Consider the following 19066-nt stretch of genomic DNA (forward strand, 5'->3'; position numbering starts at 1 on the left):
TGTAAATAGAGAATATAATATGAATAAAGTATTTGTAGCCGGCCATCGCGGTATGGTGGGCTCTGCCATTGTTAGGCAGTTAGAACAACGTGCTGATGTTGAAGTCGTTACACGTAGCCGCAACGAGTTAGATTTAACCAACCAACAAGCGGTTGCCGATTTCTTTGCCAAAGAAAATATTGAGCAGGTTTATTTAGCGGCCGCTAAAGTAGGGGGTATCCATGCCAATAATACCTATCCTGCAGAGTTTATTTATCAAAACCTGATGATAGAGTGCAATATCATTCACTCGGCTTATAAAAGTGGTGTTAAGCATCTGCTGTTTTTGGGCTCGTCGTGTATTTATCCTAAAATGGCTGAACAGCCGATGAAAGAAACGGCGCTGTTAACTGGTACCCTAGAAGAAACCAACGAGCCTTATGCCATCGCTAAAATCGCCGGCATTAAGTTATGTGAATCGTACAACCGCCAATATGGGCTTGATTACCGTAGCGTAATGCCAACCAACTTGTACGGCCCGCACGATAACTTCCACCCAGAAAACTCGCATGTTATTCCTGCGTTGTTACGTCGTTTTCATGAGGCTACCCTACGCGGTGATAAACAGGTAGCGGCCTGGGGCAGCGGTAAACCAATGCGTGAGTTTTTGCATGTGGATGATATGGCTGCCGCGTCGATCCATGTTATGGAGTTAGACAAAGCCACTTACGATACGAATACCTCAGCAATGCTAAGCCATATTAACGTGGGTACAGGGGTAGACTGCACCATTCGCGAACTAGTAGAAACAGTAGCTAAGGTAACTGGCTTTAGCGGTGACATAGTATGGGACACCACTAAGCCAGATGGTGCACCAAGAAAACTCATGGACGTCAGTCGTTTAGCTGATTTAGGTTGGCGTTATAACTATAACCTTGAAGAGGGCCTAAAGGATGCTTATCAATGGTTTTTAGACAATCAAGATAACTTTAGAAGCTAGTATTTTAGGCCAAAGGCCAACACTGTAAACATAGTTCCTTAATATGAATCAGTATTTTGGGACATAACCTCTACCTTTAGTGTCGCATAAGGGTATAAAATGGAATATGGCTTAATCCATATCAGTTATAGGATCCGTTGAAGTAATGCTTAAAAGAAAACTTAAATCTGCCTTGGGTAAAAATACCCCCTCGCTCCAAGATCTTCAGTTTCATATCGATGTAGTTTCTGCTGAAGCGATATCAGGTTGGGCATTTAATAATTTGGAGCCGCAAAAAGCAGCTAAAGTTGAAGTGTTCAGCGGTGACGAATTGCTTTGGGAGGACAACGCCGATCATGCTCGAAGCGATCTTGTCGATGCGGGTTTGGGGGATTGCGCGTTTAACATCACCCCTGATATAGCGGTGTTGAAGAATGATATCGAATCGGTGGATATATTGATCAATGGGCATAAGGTAAACCCTGAACCGGTTGGGCTTGAGTTAACATCACTTAAAGCAGAAGACTACATTTGTCATTTTGATGCAGTAAGCCACAACGAGGTGCTAGGTTGGGCCCGTAACATTCATGCTGATACTAAACGCGTCACGGTTGAGTTGAAGCATGAAGATAAAGTGTTAGCGTTTGGGCTTGCAGACCAGCCTCGCGTCGACTTAGCTGATGCTGGCATTGGCGATGGCAATTACGGTTTTACATTAAAAGTAAATGCCGCTAACTTCCCCTCTACCTCGGTGGAGTGTCAGGTGTACCTAGATGGGCTAGCCACTTTGCTAAACCCCGTTGAGTTAAATACTACACAAGAAGCCATAGATAAAGCTAAGTTTGTTGAGGTGTTTTCAGAACAAATTGACAGTTTTGAGCAGTTACTCACTGCTGAGTCACAGCGCATTGCCAACCAAATTGTTGAGGCTACACCTGTTAATGAACAGGCCTCTCTAAATACTGTGGTTAATGTCGCTATAAATAATATTGCAGAAATCTCTACTCGTCTATCCGTTATCGAAAAGGTACTGACAAAGCATTTCAGTAAGTAATATCTAGTTCTATCTGGAGGCTCTTAAAGTCTCCGGTGTTCTACATACACTTTTTGAGTATTGATTTAAGGCAGTAGTTTGACGGCACATTCTTGCAATACAACCGCAAAGGGTCATATAGATAGCATAGACTCTGGGCGAATAAATGGTTGGTTTTACGACCCGCTCTGGGCTGATACGCCTGAGTTTTTTCTAGCAATAGAAGACCAAGTCATCAAAGCTGTGCCAGATATTTACCGGGCTGATCTCGCAGAGGCGGGTTTTGCCAACGGGGTATGTGCTTTTTCTGTGCTGCTTGAACAAACCTACCAAGAGTTGGCAGGCAAGGTTATTCGCCTACAAGACATTAGGCAAAACGCAGTGTCTGAAGCCTTAATCGACGATGATCGTTACGACGCCATAACCCTTCAGCTAGAAGGATTGGAGGCACACCAGCTAGTATTCAACTATGCGGGTGTAGAGCTAGGTGCTTATACCACGATACTTTATTGTAATGGAGCGCCTTTAGCTACAACAGAGCACAACATAAATGCCATTGATGGCACGTTTGTTATCTCACTACCGGCCCATTTTGTTAGACCAGATAAAGCGTTGTATCAGTTAGCAATTAAAGGCTTCCCTTGTTTTGTATGGCAATCAGACATTAGTGATAACACTAACAACCCTAATCGTGTCATACCAACGAAAATATTCGCCGCTACTGACATCGATATAACAGGGGATAGAATAAAAGGGCTCTCTAAGGCTTTACGTACAACGCAGTTATCTGACAAAAAAAAGCGCCTTATTCCTACTGCTTATTCTGTATTAACGGGGCACCAAAACTGTACCATTTGTTTACCAGCAGTATTAGAACCTAAAGTCACGCTTATCCTTCCGCCATTTATCAGTGCTGCCGACGCAAAGATGATGATTTCATCGGTAATACTAACGTTGCTAGAAGCGTCTTATGAAATAATTTGGATCACCAATACCCCTGAGGCCTTCTCTGTAAACAACTTAGTGACATTGAATTGTAACGACCAATATACAAGCGCTATGGCAAAGGCTATTAATGCGGCAAAGGGCGAATTGATACTCTTTTGCCCTTACGTTGTCGAGTTTGGCTTAGACGCCATACCGCAGCTGATCAGCACAATGGAAGCATCAAAGGATGCTTTTGTTTGTTGCAAGGTAGTCGATCGCAATGGTTTAACTCATGGTAATGATTTGCACTCACCAATACCCTCGGAACGCGTTATGAGTGCGAACCATCCTGCTGTAAATTTCACGCAAACCGTTCGCCAAGCGATTCATTCTTGCAGTATTTATCGCACCAAAGAACTTGCCCATATTATGGAAACCGCAGACCCTGTTTGTGCAGAGCTGCTTATACAGATGTGGCAAACTAAAGTAACTACCGATAAGCAGGTTGGTGTATATCTCGGTAATGCTTGTGTTTACTCAGCGATTGATTTTCATGACGATTCGTTTATGTCGAAAAAAATCGATGTTATGGATGCTGACGCTAATCCGCCCCCGTCTATAAAGCCGTTAACAGCACATTTTAAAAATGAAGTGTCGCTAGTCACAAAAAAGTTATCGCTCGGCACTATATTAATGTTAGACGTGCAAACGCCTTCTCCAGATAAAGACGCCGGCTCTTACGCTGCAATTCAAGAAATAGGTCTTATGCAGCGTTTAGGTTATCAGGTTATTTTTGTTCCCATTGATTTGAAGTATTCAAATGCCTATACAAAAAATTTGCAAAATAGTGGGGTAGAGGTATGTTACAGCCCTCATTATAACGCTATCGCAGACTTCATTGATGAGCGGCTTAAAGACATAAGTGCTTTTTATATCACGCGCTATAACGTAGCAGCGCACTTTATTGAATTTTTAAAGAAGGCTGCGCCAGCGATACCTATTATTTTCAATAATGCAGATTTACACTTTTTAAGAGAGGTTCGAGCAGCCCTGTCAACCCATCAAACCGACGGAGAGCGCCAAATCGCCCTGGCTAAGGCCCATCAAACTAAAACCGCAGAGTTAGAGGTGATGCGCAACGTAGATGCGATTCTTTCTTACAATGAAACAGAGCATGCGGTTATCTGCTCCCACCTGTTCGAGCAAAAAAACATTTTTAAGTGCCCGTGGGTTCTGGAACCGAAGCCTCAACCGCTGCCCTTTGATGACCGGGATGGCGTAGCCTTTTTAGGCGGATTTAAGCACACGCCTAATATTGAAGCGATAGAGTTCTTTATTGAACAGCTTATGCCTCTTTTTCTTGCGCGGTCCATCAATGTAAAACTGTATATATATGGCAGTCATATGCCTGAAAAATATAAAGATCTAGGCAGTTCGTTGCTTGAAGGTGTTGGCTATATCGAAAACTTAGACGATGTTTTTCAAAAACACCGGGTGTTTATCGCGCCGTTATTATCTGGAGCCGGAATTAAAGGTAAAGTACTCGAATCTGCCGCTTATGGCTTACCAAGTGTCTTGTCGCCGATTGCTGCTGAGAGTACCGGTTTGTCTCACAATGTTAGTACCCTTATTGCAGAAACCCCTGAGCAATGGGTAAACCATATTATGGCCCTGCATAATGAACGCGCCCTATGGGAGAGAATTTCGCAAAACGCTAGAGCGCTCGCAGAGGAACAATATTCTTCAAAGAGGGGCTTGGCACAAATGGCTAAAGTGTTCCACTTTTTAAATTTAACCACCACTTTTGATACGGAAAGCTAACACGATTTACAGAGTAAAATTATGAATAAAATAATCCTTACCGCTGCCATACGACTACTGCCTAATAAACTGCAATCGCGCGCGGTGTCAAAGGCTTTGAACTATGTTATTTCGGCTCAATCACTTGATTCTAGCAAAGTGACGAGCTTAGCCATTAACATCATTGACCTTAAAAAGTCGTGGCGTTTTTCAGTGTCTTCTCGTGGTTTTGAGCCTGTCAACGACAGTAGCACTCACTCAGGCTTAGTTACTGTAGCGGCGAGTCTGCTCACATTTCACTCGATTCAGACTAAACAAGACTTAATTAAGGCCTTAGATGTAGGGGAGCTCGTGGTCAGTGGGGAAACTGCAGAAAAAGAGTATGTTATTTCAGTGTTGAAAGCAGTAGACGCGCATAAAATAACCTCCCTAATTGGACACGGCTATTCTTTTCTTCGTATTAAACGACCAGAAAAGTGGACTATTCATAACGTGACCCTACAGGATATTAAGGGCCCAGCAGACGTTGGTTTCTTGAGAGATGAGGCGCTGAGGTTAGAATCAACCAACCTAGAACTCGCCTTAAAGCTAATGGAAATTGCCCACCAAGCACGGCCCAGGGGCCCTTTTATTCGGCGTAAAGTAGAAGAATATCGGGCTGCTTTAAAGGCTGAATGACGATATAATGCCTTTGCATTTTAGTTCAAACTCATACTTTCTAGACTCCCTCTATTGTTGTGTTGTCAAGGTTGTAGAATGGTTAACGTTCTAGATAAACGCATTTACTCATTTTTATATTGATTTTTTTTGGTATTACACTGGCTTTAATTTCTATGACGCAAATATTTTTGATTTTTTTCTTAGGGAACTTTAAATGGTAACCCAAAACTTTCGCCAGTTTGGTTCTAATTTCTTAGGCCCATTAGCGGTATATTTTTGCGAGCAGCTAAGTCAACAGAAAGTACCTTTCTACTTTCTCGCTCGCGAAGGCTATTTTTTACATAATATATATAATCGTTATCAGCAAGCACTGGGTATGCCTGATAATGGGCAATATTTATTAGCATCTCGCTCATTTATGTTCCGCTTATTGTTAGATGATGAACGAAGCTATGAGTTTTCGCTTAAAGGCGAATTCACGGGTACTTTTTACGAGTTATTACGCTCACGCTTTATGATCAGTAACAGCACGATTCAACGTCATTTTGATAAAAAAGTACAAACTACGATAATTAACTTACCTGATGATGATTCTAAAGTTCGTCAGTTGTTGCTTTCTCAGGCCAAACACTTAGCCGAGATTGTAGCACCAACAAAAACAGCCTATCTGGCTTACCTCAATAGTCTAGGTCTTAACGCCCCTAGTGTTTTGCATATTGTAGACCTTGGGTATTCAGGCACTATTCAAAAACTGATGAGCTTATTGCTAGAAAAACCGGTAACTGGGCATTATCTCATTTCCTCTAAGCCGGGCATGACGACTTTTCATGGTCAAGAAAACATAATGAAAGGTTATCTAAAACAATCGGTAACTATGGGAGATGGCTATGTGCCTCTCGATAGGTCGATGTTTTTAGAGGCGCTGTTAACCTCTCCCAATGGGCAATTTCAGGATGTTCGACTCAGCGAATTACCTGGGCGTGATTTTGATTTTTACTACGGTCGTAAGGTCAACGCTCAAAAACATATACATGAACTAGAACAGGTGATGGCGGGGGTTGTTGATTATGTCGTGCATGCCGCGAAGCACAACATTGGTTTTCGCCAGGAAGAGGTAGAGTCTAGCCTTATTCAACATATGGTAAAGCCTCATATGATTCCTCGTGCTTTATGGCATTTGTTCGCAATAGATGATGATGTTGCTGGTAATGGTACGGTAGACCCGCTTCAGTTTTTTGGATTACGATAATGAGTTATAAGTCAGTTATAAAGCACCAATATCCTTTGTTATACGCTTTTTTACGCTCAGTAAAAAAGCGTATTCGCAGCGTTAAGTATTATCTGAAAAGTATCCCAACTCGCATAAAATATCGCGGAGAGGCGGACTTAGGTTTGCTTACATTGGCTAAAAAGCACGGGCACTTCGATCTAGATTGGTATAATGATCACCAGCATTCTGCATTTACAAGCGATGAACAAGCGTTTGCCGATTACTTGCATAAATCGATGTTTTCTAATGTTAACCCTAGCCCCGCCTTTGATACCGAAATTTATCAAAAGTGTAACGTAGATATTTATCACGCAGGTATTAACCCTCTGGCGCATTATTTGAATTTTGGCCTCAATGAGGGGCGGATATCCATGCCTGCTTCTCCTAAATGGCGCCCCAGTGACAAACTGGAGCAACAACAGGCGATCAGTAAAAAAACTGATAAGAAAATTGCCTTATGCTTTCATATTTTTTATGAAGATTTTATCGACTACTATGCAGAATGCTTGGCTGACTTTCCTGGGCAAGTAGACATATTTATTAGTGTTAGCAAAGAAGGGATAGACACCAAGGCCCAACAACAGTTGTCTCAGTTAGCTACAGTTAACAAAGTGGTCACCGCTATAGTCCCTAATAGAGGGCGAAATTTTGGCCCTATGTTAGTTGAGTTTGGTAAGCAGTTGCTAAATTATGATTTGCTTTGCCATATGCACTCTAAAAAATCTTTGTATTCAGGCCGAGAGCAACGCCAGTGGGCGGATTATTTAGGCGAGTATTTGCTTAAAGACCAAGCCGTATTAAAACGAATGCTTGCCCATTTCGACAACGACCCAGACTGTGGGATTTATTACCCTACCTCTTTCTGGATGATGCCAAACTGGGTAAACCATTGGTTAAAAAACAAACCGCATAGTGGTCGTTGGGTAACGCAATGGGGCTTATCGCTAGACCGTGACTTTTTGGCTTACCCTGTGGGGGGGATGTTTTGGGCAAGGCCGCAGGCCTTAAAGCAGTTGTTCGACGCTGATTATAGTTATGATGACTTCCCTGCAGAACCTTTACCCAATGATGGGTCAGAGCTTCACGCCTTAGAGCGTTGCATTGGTTTATTAGCCGAAAAAAATGGCTACAAACAGCTCTTTTATTATCCGCCCTTAGGCGCTTTTACCCATGATCAATCTTTTGTTTTGGCTAACTATGTAAATAGTGCAGATGGGATTGCTAATCAATTAGCGCCATTTACGACTGTTTCTTTTGATGTGTTTGATACTCTGGTGCGACGTAAATATTTTGTGCCTGACTATGCCAAGCTAAAATTGGCTAATTACTTGTGCGAACAAGGTAAAATAAACAACCCAAATGATTTTGTGAAACAACGAAATAACGCCGAGTTTGAAGTAAGAAAAGCCAAACAGTTTATAGGCGATGTCGCTATCGATGAGACCTATCAGGCATTAGCCAGTACATTTAATTGGAGCGAACAGTTAGCGGCTGAGTATGCAGAACTTGAGTTTGCCTTTGATTTAGACATGATAGAATCAAAAGATGAAATGGTAGAAATAGCCAATAACTTGATTTTGTCAGGTAAGAAAGTACTCGTCGTATCAGATACTTATTACTCAGAACCGCAAATAACCCGCATGCTTAAAAAGGTAGGCCTGTCTCACGGTTACCACCTATACGTGTCTAGTGAGCTAGGGCTGCGTAAAGATAACGGCAGCATGTGGAAGAAACTTAAAACTCAGGTTGGTCCAGCTGATAGCTTTATCCACGTGGGAGACAACGTGGTAGCCGACGCCCAAATACCCGGTGACTTTGGTCTACAGAATATGCATATTTTAAACCCCTTGGATAAATGGCAAGCCGCTGGGTGGCAAAATCCATTTGTCGACGACGGTTTAGATGAACAACAGATTATGAAATGGGGCCCGTTAGTGAGTAACTTTGGCCGATTTCCGTTTTTAGGTGAATAATGAATAAACTATATTTACATGTTGGGCCTCATAAAACAGGTACAACCTTAATTCAAAAATTCTTACTAGATAATAAAAATACTCTATTTAGGAATAACCTTGTCTATCCTCAGCGCTTTATAAAGTTCTTTGGTCATCATCAGTTTCGAGATTTGGTTGCTAACAAGTCTTTGAGCAAAGATGATGTGAATTTTATCAATGACAAACCCCATGATTTTTTACTTTCCAGTGAAGATTTTATATCCCTAGGTAAGTCTGATTTTGAGTATATTAAGAGCTTGTTTGACAAGAAAGAAATTGTTGTCGTTTATACTTGGCGCCGTGCTAGCTACAAAATGTATTCGATTTGGCAAGAAGTAATAAAACACGGCGGTACGGATATTTTTTCTGACTATTTTCATGAGCACATTGCAAAGCCCGGTAGAAGCCAAATGTTATCTCCAGATCTGAAGATAAGCATGTTTTGTTCAGTGTTTGGCAAAAACAACGTGAAGATAATTGATTATGAACGTTCCTCTTCAGAAAACAGCTTGCTGCGTGATTTCCTGAGCGCTGTTTCAATCCCTTGGCGTGACGATTTTTTATTAGCTGATGACAATCCACATGCGGTAAACAAGTCACTGGATGTATTAGATGTGGAAATTATTCGAGCTTTAAACGAAGTCTTTTATCGAGAGTTTAACCTTCAAGGTAGTAAAGTAAGGGATTGCTATGGAAGGCTAAATACTCCTGACAACGCCCAGCTACATGAATTAAAGGGCATTATAGCTAGCTACCAATACGAAATAAATATCGGTGACTACCTTATTGATAGTCGTGCTGAGCAAGTTTTATCCAGTAAATTCTCAGCCAATATTCTTAATTATCAAGAGTGTTTAACCGTCAAAAAGTTGAAGTTAGTTAAGCCTACGTGGACGCTAAATCAAAAGGCTGTGGAACTGTTACGTCAAGCTGTTACAGCTATGAGGACCGATATGTGAGCCTATTACAGAATAGTAGCCCTAAACCTAAAGTTAAGATCATTGCTGTAGCAAAGGATGAGGCGGCTTACCTACCTGAGTGGGTGTTTCACCACCTGAATGTTGGTTTTGATGCCATTGATATATACATAAACAGAACATCAGATAATACTGACGCTATTGCTAAGAAAATCCAAGAATCTTTCTCAAATGTACGTTTCTTTAATGCTGACTGGGTTGACTTTTGCCCTGATCAAGTTAAAAAGAACATTCAATATGTTGTTTACTCTAAGGCTTTTTATGAAGAGGTGAAAGCCGATGAGTTCGATTACATTTTCTATTTAGATATAGATGAATTTTGGATGAGTAATGATTCTGTTTCATCAATCCAAGATTTCATTATAGCTAATGATTTCCCAGATACATTATCCTTTCAATGGATAAATGAATACGGTGGTCAGCAACCTTTTCAGACTCTAAAAGGTGAAATAAATGGCGCGCTTCACCCCCTAGTAAAAACAGCGGTTAAAATCAATTGTAATATGAAAGCTATGGGTTTTCATTTCCCATTGTTGCACTCAGGGCGTTCGGTGCTGTGTGATGGTACTAAGTTCCGTTCAGACCCTAAATTAAGAGAGTGTTTGCATAGTCGGCTTCATCAAGTCCGAGCTGCGATGGTGGTACACCGTATGTTTCGTTCTCCAATGGAGTATGTTTCTTTGCTAAATAGGGGACGCCCTTCTGATAAGCTTAATATTAAACTGAACCGTTCTGGGTATAACTTCTCGCTAGGAGAAGACGTTTCATTCGTAACTGAACAAGTAAATGCTAAAAGCTACTCGTCAAAACTTGATGCATTTATCAGCGATTTAGAACCTGAGCTTTCTATCAGCCGTGAGTTTGTTAAAAGCAGGTATAATAACTGTCTTTCCTCGATAAGTAGTGTGCCCCTCATTTACGCTTTAGATTTACTAAGAGTTTTTCGTGGATGCACAGAACGTGAGTTTTCCCACGTCATCAAAAGCATAACTAATGCTAGCAATTTGAAACAATGTAAATCAGCAGAAGCGTTAAGAGATTTGGCGGTAGCTTTAGAGAGTATAGATTTGGCAGCGTCTCTTCGCGTAATGGAACAGGCTTTAGTCGTTAGGCCCGGCGGGCCGATGATTATGAATAAAATTGCAAGTTATCGTAAAACTTTAAACCTATAGCGTACTCGGAACATTTAAATTGACAGATTATTGTATTGCTTCTCCGCATAAAAATGAGCTTTGGTATGACTACCGTTTGTATGACAACTTAAAAAGTGAGCTCAAGCTACTGGGGTTTAATTATCGAGCAGGCGCTAAGAATAGGATTTATTTACTTGGTGGGCGAGTGTTACATTTTTACCCTGAAGTCGGACCATTTGATGAAGCTGCGAACAATATAGCTTTATCCTATTGCCACTTCGATCAAGTTAAAGATTACGGAATATTTAACCACGTTTTTTTTTGTAGTCAGCGAGTGCAGTCGAAAATTTATGTAGATAAACGTTGCCGATTGCCTGCCGCTAACATTGGTATCATTCGACCTTTTTCTTCACTTACCCCTTCAACCACTATCGATACCAAGTATAGCTGCGACATTGCATTCATCGGAACGCCAAGGATTCGACCTATAGTTGAAGCAATATTGCCTATAGTTGAAAAGCATAAATTAGATTTTAAACTGTTCGGTCCTAATTGGGATAAATATAGTGGTAACAATAATGCGGTGAAATATTGGAGTGGAACCAGTATCCCTTATAAAGACATATCGGTCTTGGCACATAATGCCAAGTTGTGCCTTATAGACCATCATGAGTCGATGAATCAGGATGGTGCGGTTAGTCATAAATATGTCGACTTCTTAAGTGCGGGCTCTTTAGTTATTAGTGATAATAATAAAAATGCCAAGGGCTTTTATAAAGGACTTTGCTTTACATCGCCAGATGATTTAGAGCCGTTAGTATTGAAGTATCTAGCATCGAAGCAACTAAGAACAGAGCAAATAGCGCTGCAGCTTGAATTGCTTTCTAAGCAAACTACTGCGCTTGCTGCGAGAACCTTATCTGAACAGTTTATTTAAATTTTGGGATTGTTATGCGCGTTTTATTAAAAGGATGTTTAATCGTATCAGTTATTAGTCTGATGTCTTGTGGTTCAGAGCAGGAAGTTAAGAACAAGGATGTTGTAGCAAAGCCTAATATCATTCTTATAGTGACTGATGACCATGGATATGCCGATTTGGGTGTTCAAGGTCAAGCAGACTTCGTTAAAACCCCTAACATAGATCAAATAGCCATAAATGGTGTTAGGGCTACAAGCGCATACGCGACTGCACCGCAGTGCACCCCCTCTAGAGGAGCTTTAATTACCGGCCGTTATCAACAAAGGTTCGGCTTAGAAGACACTCGCTTTACTCCTTTACCTATTGAGCAAATTACCTTACCAGAGCGTCTTCAAGGTGCCGGTTATGTTACAGGCATGGTAGGGAAATGGCATTTGCAAGTTGACGCAGGCTCTAGGTATTGGAAGCAAAATGTTCTGGGCGATTCAAATATAGCAACCGCCGATATACCAGAGGAAACACTGGCGCCCTATTTTCCTGAAAATCGGGGGTTTGACGATGTATTTTTTGGTTTAGGCAACAAGTATTGGACTAATTTCGATTTAGAAGGGAACGATAAAGAACTATCATATCAAGAGTTCTCTAACTATCGTATTACAATCAAGAATGCGGCAGCTAAGGCCTTCGTACGCAGGCATGCTGAAGAACCGTTTTTTCTTTATCTTTCGTATCTAGCGCCTCATACCCCTTTGGCTGCTCTACAGAGTTATTTAAATAGGTTCCCTCAAGAGATGCCTGAACGCAGGCGGCATGCTTTGGCTATGCTACTGGCAATCGATGATGGCGTTGGAGCCCTAGTCAATATACTTAAAGAAAAAGGTATTTATGATAATACCTTGATCATGTTTGCTAGCGATAACGGGGCGCCGCTATTACTTGATATGCCAGATGTGGCCATTCCCTCCGGCGGCGCTGTTTGGGATGGCTCTTTGAATACCCCTTGGGTAGGTGAAAAAGGGATGCTCACAGAGGGCGGAATTCGAGTTCCAATGGTTATGCAGTGGCCAGATAAACTCGCTAAAGGGCTTGTTACAGATAAACCGTTGTTACTCACTGATCTTACCGTTACTGCTTTGGCCGCTGCTGGAGTGGATGTTGACGACAAAGATGTTGACGGACTCGATTTATTGCCCGTTATCAATGATGATCTTGATTTAAGTGAGCGCGAATTATTCTGGCGATTTTGGGGGCAATCAGCAATAAGAAAAGGTAAATGGAAGTATTTACGAGTCGCTGAAAATAGCGAATTTTTATTTGATTTGAGCCAGCCTGATCCTGAATCAACTAACTACATCAATTTAGAGGTGGCGGTCGCTGATGAATTAAGAGATAAATTGGATAATTGGCTAGCAGGCTTAGCTCGACCAGGCGAAGGAGACTTAACATTTAAAGCACAAGAAAAGGTATGGTATGACTTTTTCTTGAGTGACGATTAATCGCTTTTTGTGTGTTTCTCAAATACTTCGATTTTTTTCAAATCTCATCGCGTTTGTGATATATTTTCGCGGAAAATTTCTACGATGAAACAAAGAGAGTTTGCTATACCGTCTTCTATTAAAAAGTGTGTTTTTGCTGCTAACACCTCTTGGTATTTGTACAACTTTCATCAAGGCTTAATGCAGCGTTTAATGGACGAAGGTTGGTTGGTGCACGTGGTCTCTCCGGTCGATGCGCATACTGACAAGTTGCTGGCGATGGGCTTAGTTCACCACCCTCTTAAGTTAAGCCGTAGAGGCACCAATCCCCTAATTGATTTTTTATCGCTACGCGCTATTCGTGCGCTTTATCGGCAAATCAATCCTAAAGTGGTGTTTAATTATACGCCTAAGCTAAATGTTTACAGCACGGTTGCTGCGCATAGTTTAGGTATTCCGGTGGTGAATAATATCACGGGCCTTGGCACTAGCTTTAGCTCAGATAACCTATTAAACCGCATTGTGCGTAGCTTGTTAAAGTATAGCCAACCGAAGGCGCAGCATGTTTTATTTCAAAACGAAGATGACCGGAAAATTTTTGTAGATGGTGCTTATGTTAAGGCTGAAAATACCAGTCGTATTCCTGGCTCAGGGATAAATTTAGACAAGTTTCGCGCCGTGGAAGCGCCAAATGATGGGGTAGTGCGCTTTATTTTGGTGGCTAGGCTGCTTAATCAAAAAGGTATTCGCGAGTATGTGCAAGCCGCCGAGGCGGTGGCGCGACGACGTAGTGACGTAGAGTTTCAATTACTTGGTATACCTGAACCATCAAGTCCTAATTCGATAAATATTAATGATGTTAATCAATGGCATAAAAAAGGGCTGATTAATTATCTTGGTTCGTCTGATGACGTACCTAGTATTGTTGGTTTGTGTGACTGTGTGGTACTGCCGTCTTATTATCGCGAAGGCGTGCCGCGTAGTCTTTTAGAAGCGGCTGCCATGGCCAAGCCGATTATTACCACCGACAATGTGGGTTGCCGTGAAACCGTTGAAGACGGTGAAACGGGCCTACTGTGTCAACCGCAAAGTGTTGCTTCGTTAGCCTTGGCTATTAATGACATTGCCGATCTCACACATGCCCAGCGAATAAGCATGGGTGATAAAGGGCGGCTTAGAATGCAACGTTATTTCTGCGTCAATAAAGTTATAGCGCGTTATCTAGAGATATTGCAGAAAATCACGTAATCTGGTGTTGTAGTATTCTCTTTTAATGAAATATTGGAATTAAGAGCTCAAAATTAATGGAAAATTTTAATTTAACCCATCTCAAGGCCTTAGAGGCTGAGAGTATTCACATTATCCGCGAAGTGGCGGCTGAATTTGATAACCCTGTGATGCTTTATTCAGTTGGTAAAGATTCAGCGGTTATGTTGCATTTGGCACGTAAAGCATTTTACCCTGGTAAAATTCCCTTCCCACTAATGCATGTAGATACCAACTGGAAATTTAAAGAAATGATCCAGTTTCGCGATAAAATGGCCGAAAAGTATGGTTTTGAGCTAATTGTCCATAAAAACCCGGAAGGTATCGCCATGGGCATGGGGCCTTTTACCCATGGCAGCGCCGTGCATACTGATGTGATGAAAACTCAAGGTTTGAAGCAGGCCTTAGACAAGTATCAATTTGACGCAGCCTTTGGTGGTGCTCGCCGTGATGAAGAGAAGTCTCGCGCAAAAGAGCGTGTTTACTCTTTCCGCGATAAAAACCACCGCTGGGATCCTAAATCACAGCGCCCTGAGCTTTGGAATACTTATAACTCTAAAGTAAACAAAGGCGAGAGCATTCGTGTTTTCCCCTTATCTAACTGGACTGAGCTTGATATTTGGCAATACATCTACTTAGAGAATATCGATATTGTTCCTCTCTATCTAGCGGCGAAACGCCCTGTGGTTGAGCGCGACGGCACCTTAATAATGGTGGATGACGACCGTATGCCGGTTGATGAAAAAGACATTCAGCATAAAATGGTACGTTTCAGAACGTTGGGTTGTTACCCGCTAACAGGCGCGGTTGAATCTGAAGCAGATACCCTACAAGAAGTGATTCAAGAAATGCTGCTGACCAAGACGTCTGAGCGCCAAGGTCGAGTTATTGACCATGACAGCGCTGGCTCAATGGAAAAGAAAAAGATGGAAGGCTATTTCTAGATTTAGAAATAGCCATAAGCCTTAAGAAGTCAGCGATAAGAGCGAAGAGCATAGCTTTAAGTCAGAGAGACAGAATAACCTTGAATTTAGTTTGAGTTTGGATATTACATGGATTTTGAACGCTTAGTTGTTTGGCAACGCGCAGTAGATTTATCTGTTCACATTTATTCTCATTTTAGTGATTCAAAAGATTTCGGTTTTAAGGACCAAATTACCCGTTCTTCTTTGTCTATCCCCAGTAATATCGCTGAGGGCATGGTAAGACGCTCTGATAAAGAGAAGTTAAACTTTATCAATATCGCTCAAGGCTCTTGTGCGGAATTACGTACACAAGTTTTAATTGGTATCCGAATTAATTATATACCTAATGATTTAGGTGATGTTTGGATGCAAGAAACGCGCGAACTTGGTTCAATGCTATTTGGCTTGGCTAAAAGCATTTAGGCGTAGTCGTTATTAATTAGTAATTTTAGTCTTGGTTTCACTTATAGCTTTTAACATATAGCTTATAGCTTCAGAGCGAGCCCCGGCGAGTGAGGATGAAATGTCACATCAATCAGATTTAATAGCGTCAGATATTGAAGAATATCTGCAACAACATGAACAAAAACAACTGTTACGTTTGTTAACTTGCGGCAGTGTAGACGATGGTAAAAGTACCTTAATTGGTCGTTTACTGCATGATTCGAAAATGATTTTTGAAGATCAATTAGCCACGATTAAAAACGACTCAAAGCGTTTTAATACCACCGATGGCGAGTTTGATTTGGCTTTGTTAGTGGATGGTTTGCAATCAGAGCGTGAGCAGGGCATTACTATTGATGTAGCTTATCGTTATTTTTCTACTGATAAACGCAAATTCATTATTGCCGACACCCCAGGGCACGAGCAATACACCCGTAACATGGCGACCGGTGCGTCTAACTGTGAGCTAGCCATTGTGATGATTGATGCTCGTTACGGTGTGCAAGTGCAAACCCGTCGTCATAGCTTCATTGTATCGTCGCTGGGTATTAAGCAAGTGGTTGTTGCGATTAACAAAATGGATTTGGTTGATTTTGCTGAAGCCCGTTTTGAAGAAATTAAAGCCGAATACCAGAAGTTTGCTGAAAACTTAAACATCGACAGTATTAAGTTTGTGCCTATCTCTGCACTTAACGGTGATAACGTGGTTGAGCGCAGTGAATTAAGCCCTTGGTATCACGGCGATACGCTAATGGGAATGTTAGAAGTTGCGCCGATTACGTCTGGCTTAAACTTTGACGATTTCCGTTTCCCTGTGCAATACGTTAATCGACCTAACCTTGATTTCCGCGGCTTCTGTGGAACCATTAGCTCAGGCGTTGTCCGTAAAGGTGATGAAGTGATGTCTTTACCTTCAGGTAAAGTTTCAAAAGTTGCCTCTATCGTCACGTTTGATGGTGAAATAGAAGAAGCTTTTGCACCTATGGCGGTTACCCTGACCTTGGAAGACGAAATTGACGCTAGCCGCGGCAATATGTTGGTGCATACTAACAACCAACCTATTGTAGCCAGCAGTGTTGAAGCTACCGTTGTTTGGATGGCAGAAGAGCCATTAATTCCAAATAAACAGTATGACTTTAAGTTAGCGACTAAAACCACATCGGGTTCGGTAGATAGTATTGACTACCAAATTGATGTGAATACTTTAGAAAACAAAGACGCGGTTCGTTTAAACTTGAACGAAATTGGTCATTGCCAAGTCCAGTTTAGCCAGCAAGTCGCCTTTGACGCATACACTAAAGCACAAGGTACAGGTTCATTTATTATTATTGACCGTATAACTAATGTCACCGTAGGCGCGGGTATGATTACCGGTCAAGGCAAGCTAGATGAAACCAAGCCGAATGCTCACTTTTCTTCTTTTGAAGTAGAGTTAAATGCCCTCATTAGGAAGCATTTTCCACATTGGGATGCCAAGGACTTGCGTGAGTTTCTAAAATAATGTCATGGCAAGCTATAATAGTGCTGGCAGTTTTTGCCAGCACTATCGCGGCCTTAGTCCGCTATCAAAATAACCCGACCAAAATCTTTGGTGGGGTTATTTTGTTTTTATACTTTTGTAATTTAGTGTCTACAGAGCAGCTCATTGCTAGCGTGGCTAACCCCGGCTTATTGACTTTAGTATTGTTGATGTTGTGCTCGATTGCGTTAGAAAAAACACGGTTGCTGCGCTTAGTGGCGTCTTCAATCATTAAACCTTCATTGAAAGAAACGTGGATCAGGCTGTACAGTATTACAGTATTAGCCTCTGCGGCTTTGAACAATACAGCAGTGGTTGCCACTTTATTGGCACCTATTCGTAACAACCCCAACCATAGTGCAAGCAAGTTATTATTGCCCTTATCTTACGCGGCTATTTTGGGCGGCACTTTAACCCTTATTGGTACTTCAACTAATCTTATCGTAAATAGCCTATTGATTGACACCAGTGGAGTTTCTCTTGGCTTTTTCGATTTTACCTTGATTGGCTTAGTGGCGGTGATTGCTTGTGGCGTAACCCTGGCGTTTAGCTCGCGGTTTCTGCCTGATAATGACACCGAAGAAGTGGACTTTCATAGCTATTTTATCGATGCCAAGGTGCAAGCTGATTCAGGTTTGATAGGCAAGAGTGTAGAAGAAAATGGTTTACGCCATTTAGAATCACTGTTTTTAGTTGAGATAGTTCGCCATAACAAACTGATTAGCCCCGTAGCCCCTGATGAAGTGCTTGAAGCCGGTGACCGGTTGGTATTTAGTGGCGATATCACCAAGTTGATGCAACTTAACCAGTTTTCTGGCTTGCAAATGTTTGCCGATTCTAACGGGTTGCTTGGTTCTAATTTAACCGAAGTAGTGATACGCCCAGAAAGTATGCTGAACGGTAAAAGCCTTAAAAGTGCTGGTTTTAGAGCGCAGTTTGATGCTGCGGTTGTTGCTATACGCCGCGATGGTCAGCGAGTATCTGGGAAGTTAGGTGATGTGGTTTTGCAAGTCGGCGACTTCCTTGTGTTGGCGGTAGGTGGCGATTTTAAAAATCGTAACAACTTGAGTAAAAACTTTATTGTAGTGAGTGGAGTAGAAACGGAAAGCCGTTTGAGTGGTTTTAGAGAATGGATTGCCATTGGTGGTTTTTTTACAGCCGTTGCGCTAGCCGCTGTGGGTGTTGTCCCTTTATTTAAGGTGATGTTTATATTGCTCGGCATCTTACTCTTTTCTGGTTGCTTAAGCCCTAGCGAGTTGCTACGTCGTTTTCCTAAAGAAATTTGGTTAATTGTGGCCGCGGCACTGACGCTGTCTCAGGCTCTTCATAATTCAGGGCTAGTATTATTGTTAGAAAGTGGCTTTGGCCATATCACCGATCCGGAATGGATTATGCTGTCTTTACTCGTAATTTACGTTCTTACATGGTTATTAACCGAGCTAGTCACTAATAACGCGGCCGCAGCACTGATGTTTCCAATTGCCTATGGATTTGCCATTGCGGTTGATGCAAACCCAATGACCTTTACCATGATTGTAGCTTTTGCTGCCAGTGCTAGTTTTGTTAGCCCTTATGGTTACCAAACTAATTTAATGGTGTATAACGCGGGCCGTTATAAATTGATCGATTTCTTTAAAGTTGGCTTTCCTGTTGCTCTCGTTTATGCGGCGGTAGTGTTAACTTTAGTTCCTATGATGTTTCCGTTGAGCTAGTGTCGAGTGATTTA

General features: G+C 41.8%; 15 protein-coding genes. All 15 read left to right on the plus strand.

All coding sequences use genetic code 11. From position 1 onward, the window contains the following. Positions 1-19: 19 nt before the first annotated feature. The 15 genes from fcl to M0C34_RS07410 all read left to right on the plus strand — a co-directional run bounded on the left by fcl (position 20) and on the right by M0C34_RS07410 (position 19052). Entirely contained in the window at positions 20-979 is a 960-nt protein-coding gene (gene fcl / locus M0C34_RS07340; RefSeq protein WP_248714982.1) for a GDP-L-fucose synthase, read from the plus strand. 145 nt (positions 980-1124) lie between these two features. Continuing rightward, positions 1125-2012 carry a hypothetical protein gene (locus M0C34_RS07345; protein WP_248714983.1) on the plus strand — a complete coding sequence of 296 codons (888 nt, stop codon included), beginning with the start codon at positions 1125-1127 and terminating at the stop codon, positions 2010-2012. Positions 2013-2090: 78 nt separating this feature from the next. Then, the gene (locus M0C34_RS07350) at positions 2091-4739 is read left to right on the plus strand and encodes a glycosyltransferase (RefSeq protein ID WP_248714984.1); all 2649 of its coding nucleotides are present in this window, start codon (positions 2091-2093) and stop codon (positions 4737-4739) included. Between the two features lie 21 nt (positions 4740-4760). Then, a complete protein-coding gene (locus M0C34_RS07355; RefSeq protein ID WP_248714985.1) occupies positions 4761-5396 on the plus strand; it encodes an SCP2 sterol-binding domain-containing protein in 636 nt (211 codons plus the stop codon). A gap of 196 nt (positions 5397-5592) precedes the next feature. Further along, positions 5593-6627 carry an HAD family hydrolase gene (locus M0C34_RS07360; protein ID WP_248714986.1) on the plus strand — a complete coding sequence of 345 codons (1035 nt, stop codon included), beginning with the start codon at positions 5593-5595 and terminating at the stop codon, positions 6625-6627. Then, positions 6627-8621, plus strand: coding sequence for a rhamnan synthesis F family protein (locus M0C34_RS07365; RefSeq protein WP_248714987.1), 1995 nt, complete (start codon positions 6627-6629; stop codon positions 8619-8621). Before M0C34_RS07360 ends, M0C34_RS07365 begins: the two co-directional genes overlap by 1 nt. After that, positions 8621-9601, plus strand: a complete 981-nt coding sequence (locus tag M0C34_RS07370; protein WP_248714988.1) for a hypothetical protein — start codon at positions 8621-8623, stop codon at positions 9599-9601. Before M0C34_RS07365 ends, M0C34_RS07370 begins: the two co-directional genes overlap by 1 nt. Then, positions 9598-10791 (plus strand): glycosyltransferase family 2 protein, encoded by a 1194-nt coding sequence (locus tag M0C34_RS07375; protein ID WP_248714989.1) that lies wholly within the window; start codon positions 9598-9600, stop codon positions 10789-10791. The genes M0C34_RS07370 and M0C34_RS07375 overlap by 4 nt, the downstream gene beginning before the upstream one ends. A 19-nt stretch (positions 10792-10810) precedes the next feature. Then, positions 10811-11689 (plus strand): glycosyltransferase family protein, encoded by an 879-nt coding sequence (locus M0C34_RS07380; RefSeq protein ID WP_248714990.1) that lies wholly within the window; start codon positions 10811-10813, stop codon positions 11687-11689. Positions 11690-11703: 14 nt separating this feature from the next. Beyond that, positions 11704-13167 (plus strand): sulfatase-like hydrolase/transferase, encoded by a 1464-nt coding sequence (locus tag M0C34_RS07385; RefSeq protein ID WP_248714991.1) that lies wholly within the window; start codon positions 11704-11706, stop codon positions 13165-13167. An 84-nt stretch (positions 13168-13251) separates the two neighbouring features. After that, complete coding sequence (locus M0C34_RS07390; protein ID WP_248714992.1) at positions 13252-14394, plus strand: glycosyltransferase family 4 protein; 1143 nt, start codon at positions 13252-13254, stop codon at positions 14392-14394. A gap of 56 nt (positions 14395-14450) precedes the next feature. Then, positions 14451-15356, plus strand: coding sequence for a sulfate adenylyltransferase subunit CysD (cysD, locus tag M0C34_RS07395; RefSeq protein WP_248714993.1), 906 nt, complete (start codon positions 14451-14453; stop codon positions 15354-15356). Between the two features lie 108 nt (positions 15357-15464). Further along, complete coding sequence (locus M0C34_RS07400) at positions 15465-15800, plus strand: four helix bundle protein (RefSeq protein ID WP_248714994.1); 336 nt, start codon at positions 15465-15467, stop codon at positions 15798-15800. Between the two features lie 100 nt (positions 15801-15900). Continuing rightward, complete coding sequence (gene cysN, locus M0C34_RS07405) at positions 15901-17322, plus strand: sulfate adenylyltransferase subunit CysN (RefSeq protein WP_248714995.1); 1422 nt, start codon at positions 15901-15903, stop codon at positions 17320-17322. Then, a complete protein-coding gene (locus M0C34_RS07410) occupies positions 17322-19052 on the plus strand; it encodes an SLC13 family permease (RefSeq protein WP_248714996.1) in 1731 nt (576 codons plus the stop codon). The genes cysN and M0C34_RS07410 overlap by 1 nt, the downstream gene beginning before the upstream one ends. Positions 19053-19066 lie beyond the last annotated feature (14 nt).

Source organism: Agarivorans sp. TSD2052 (genome assembly GCF_023238625.1).
In the GTDB taxonomy this organism is placed as follows: Bacteria; Pseudomonadota; Gammaproteobacteria; order Enterobacterales; family Celerinatantimonadaceae; genus Agarivorans.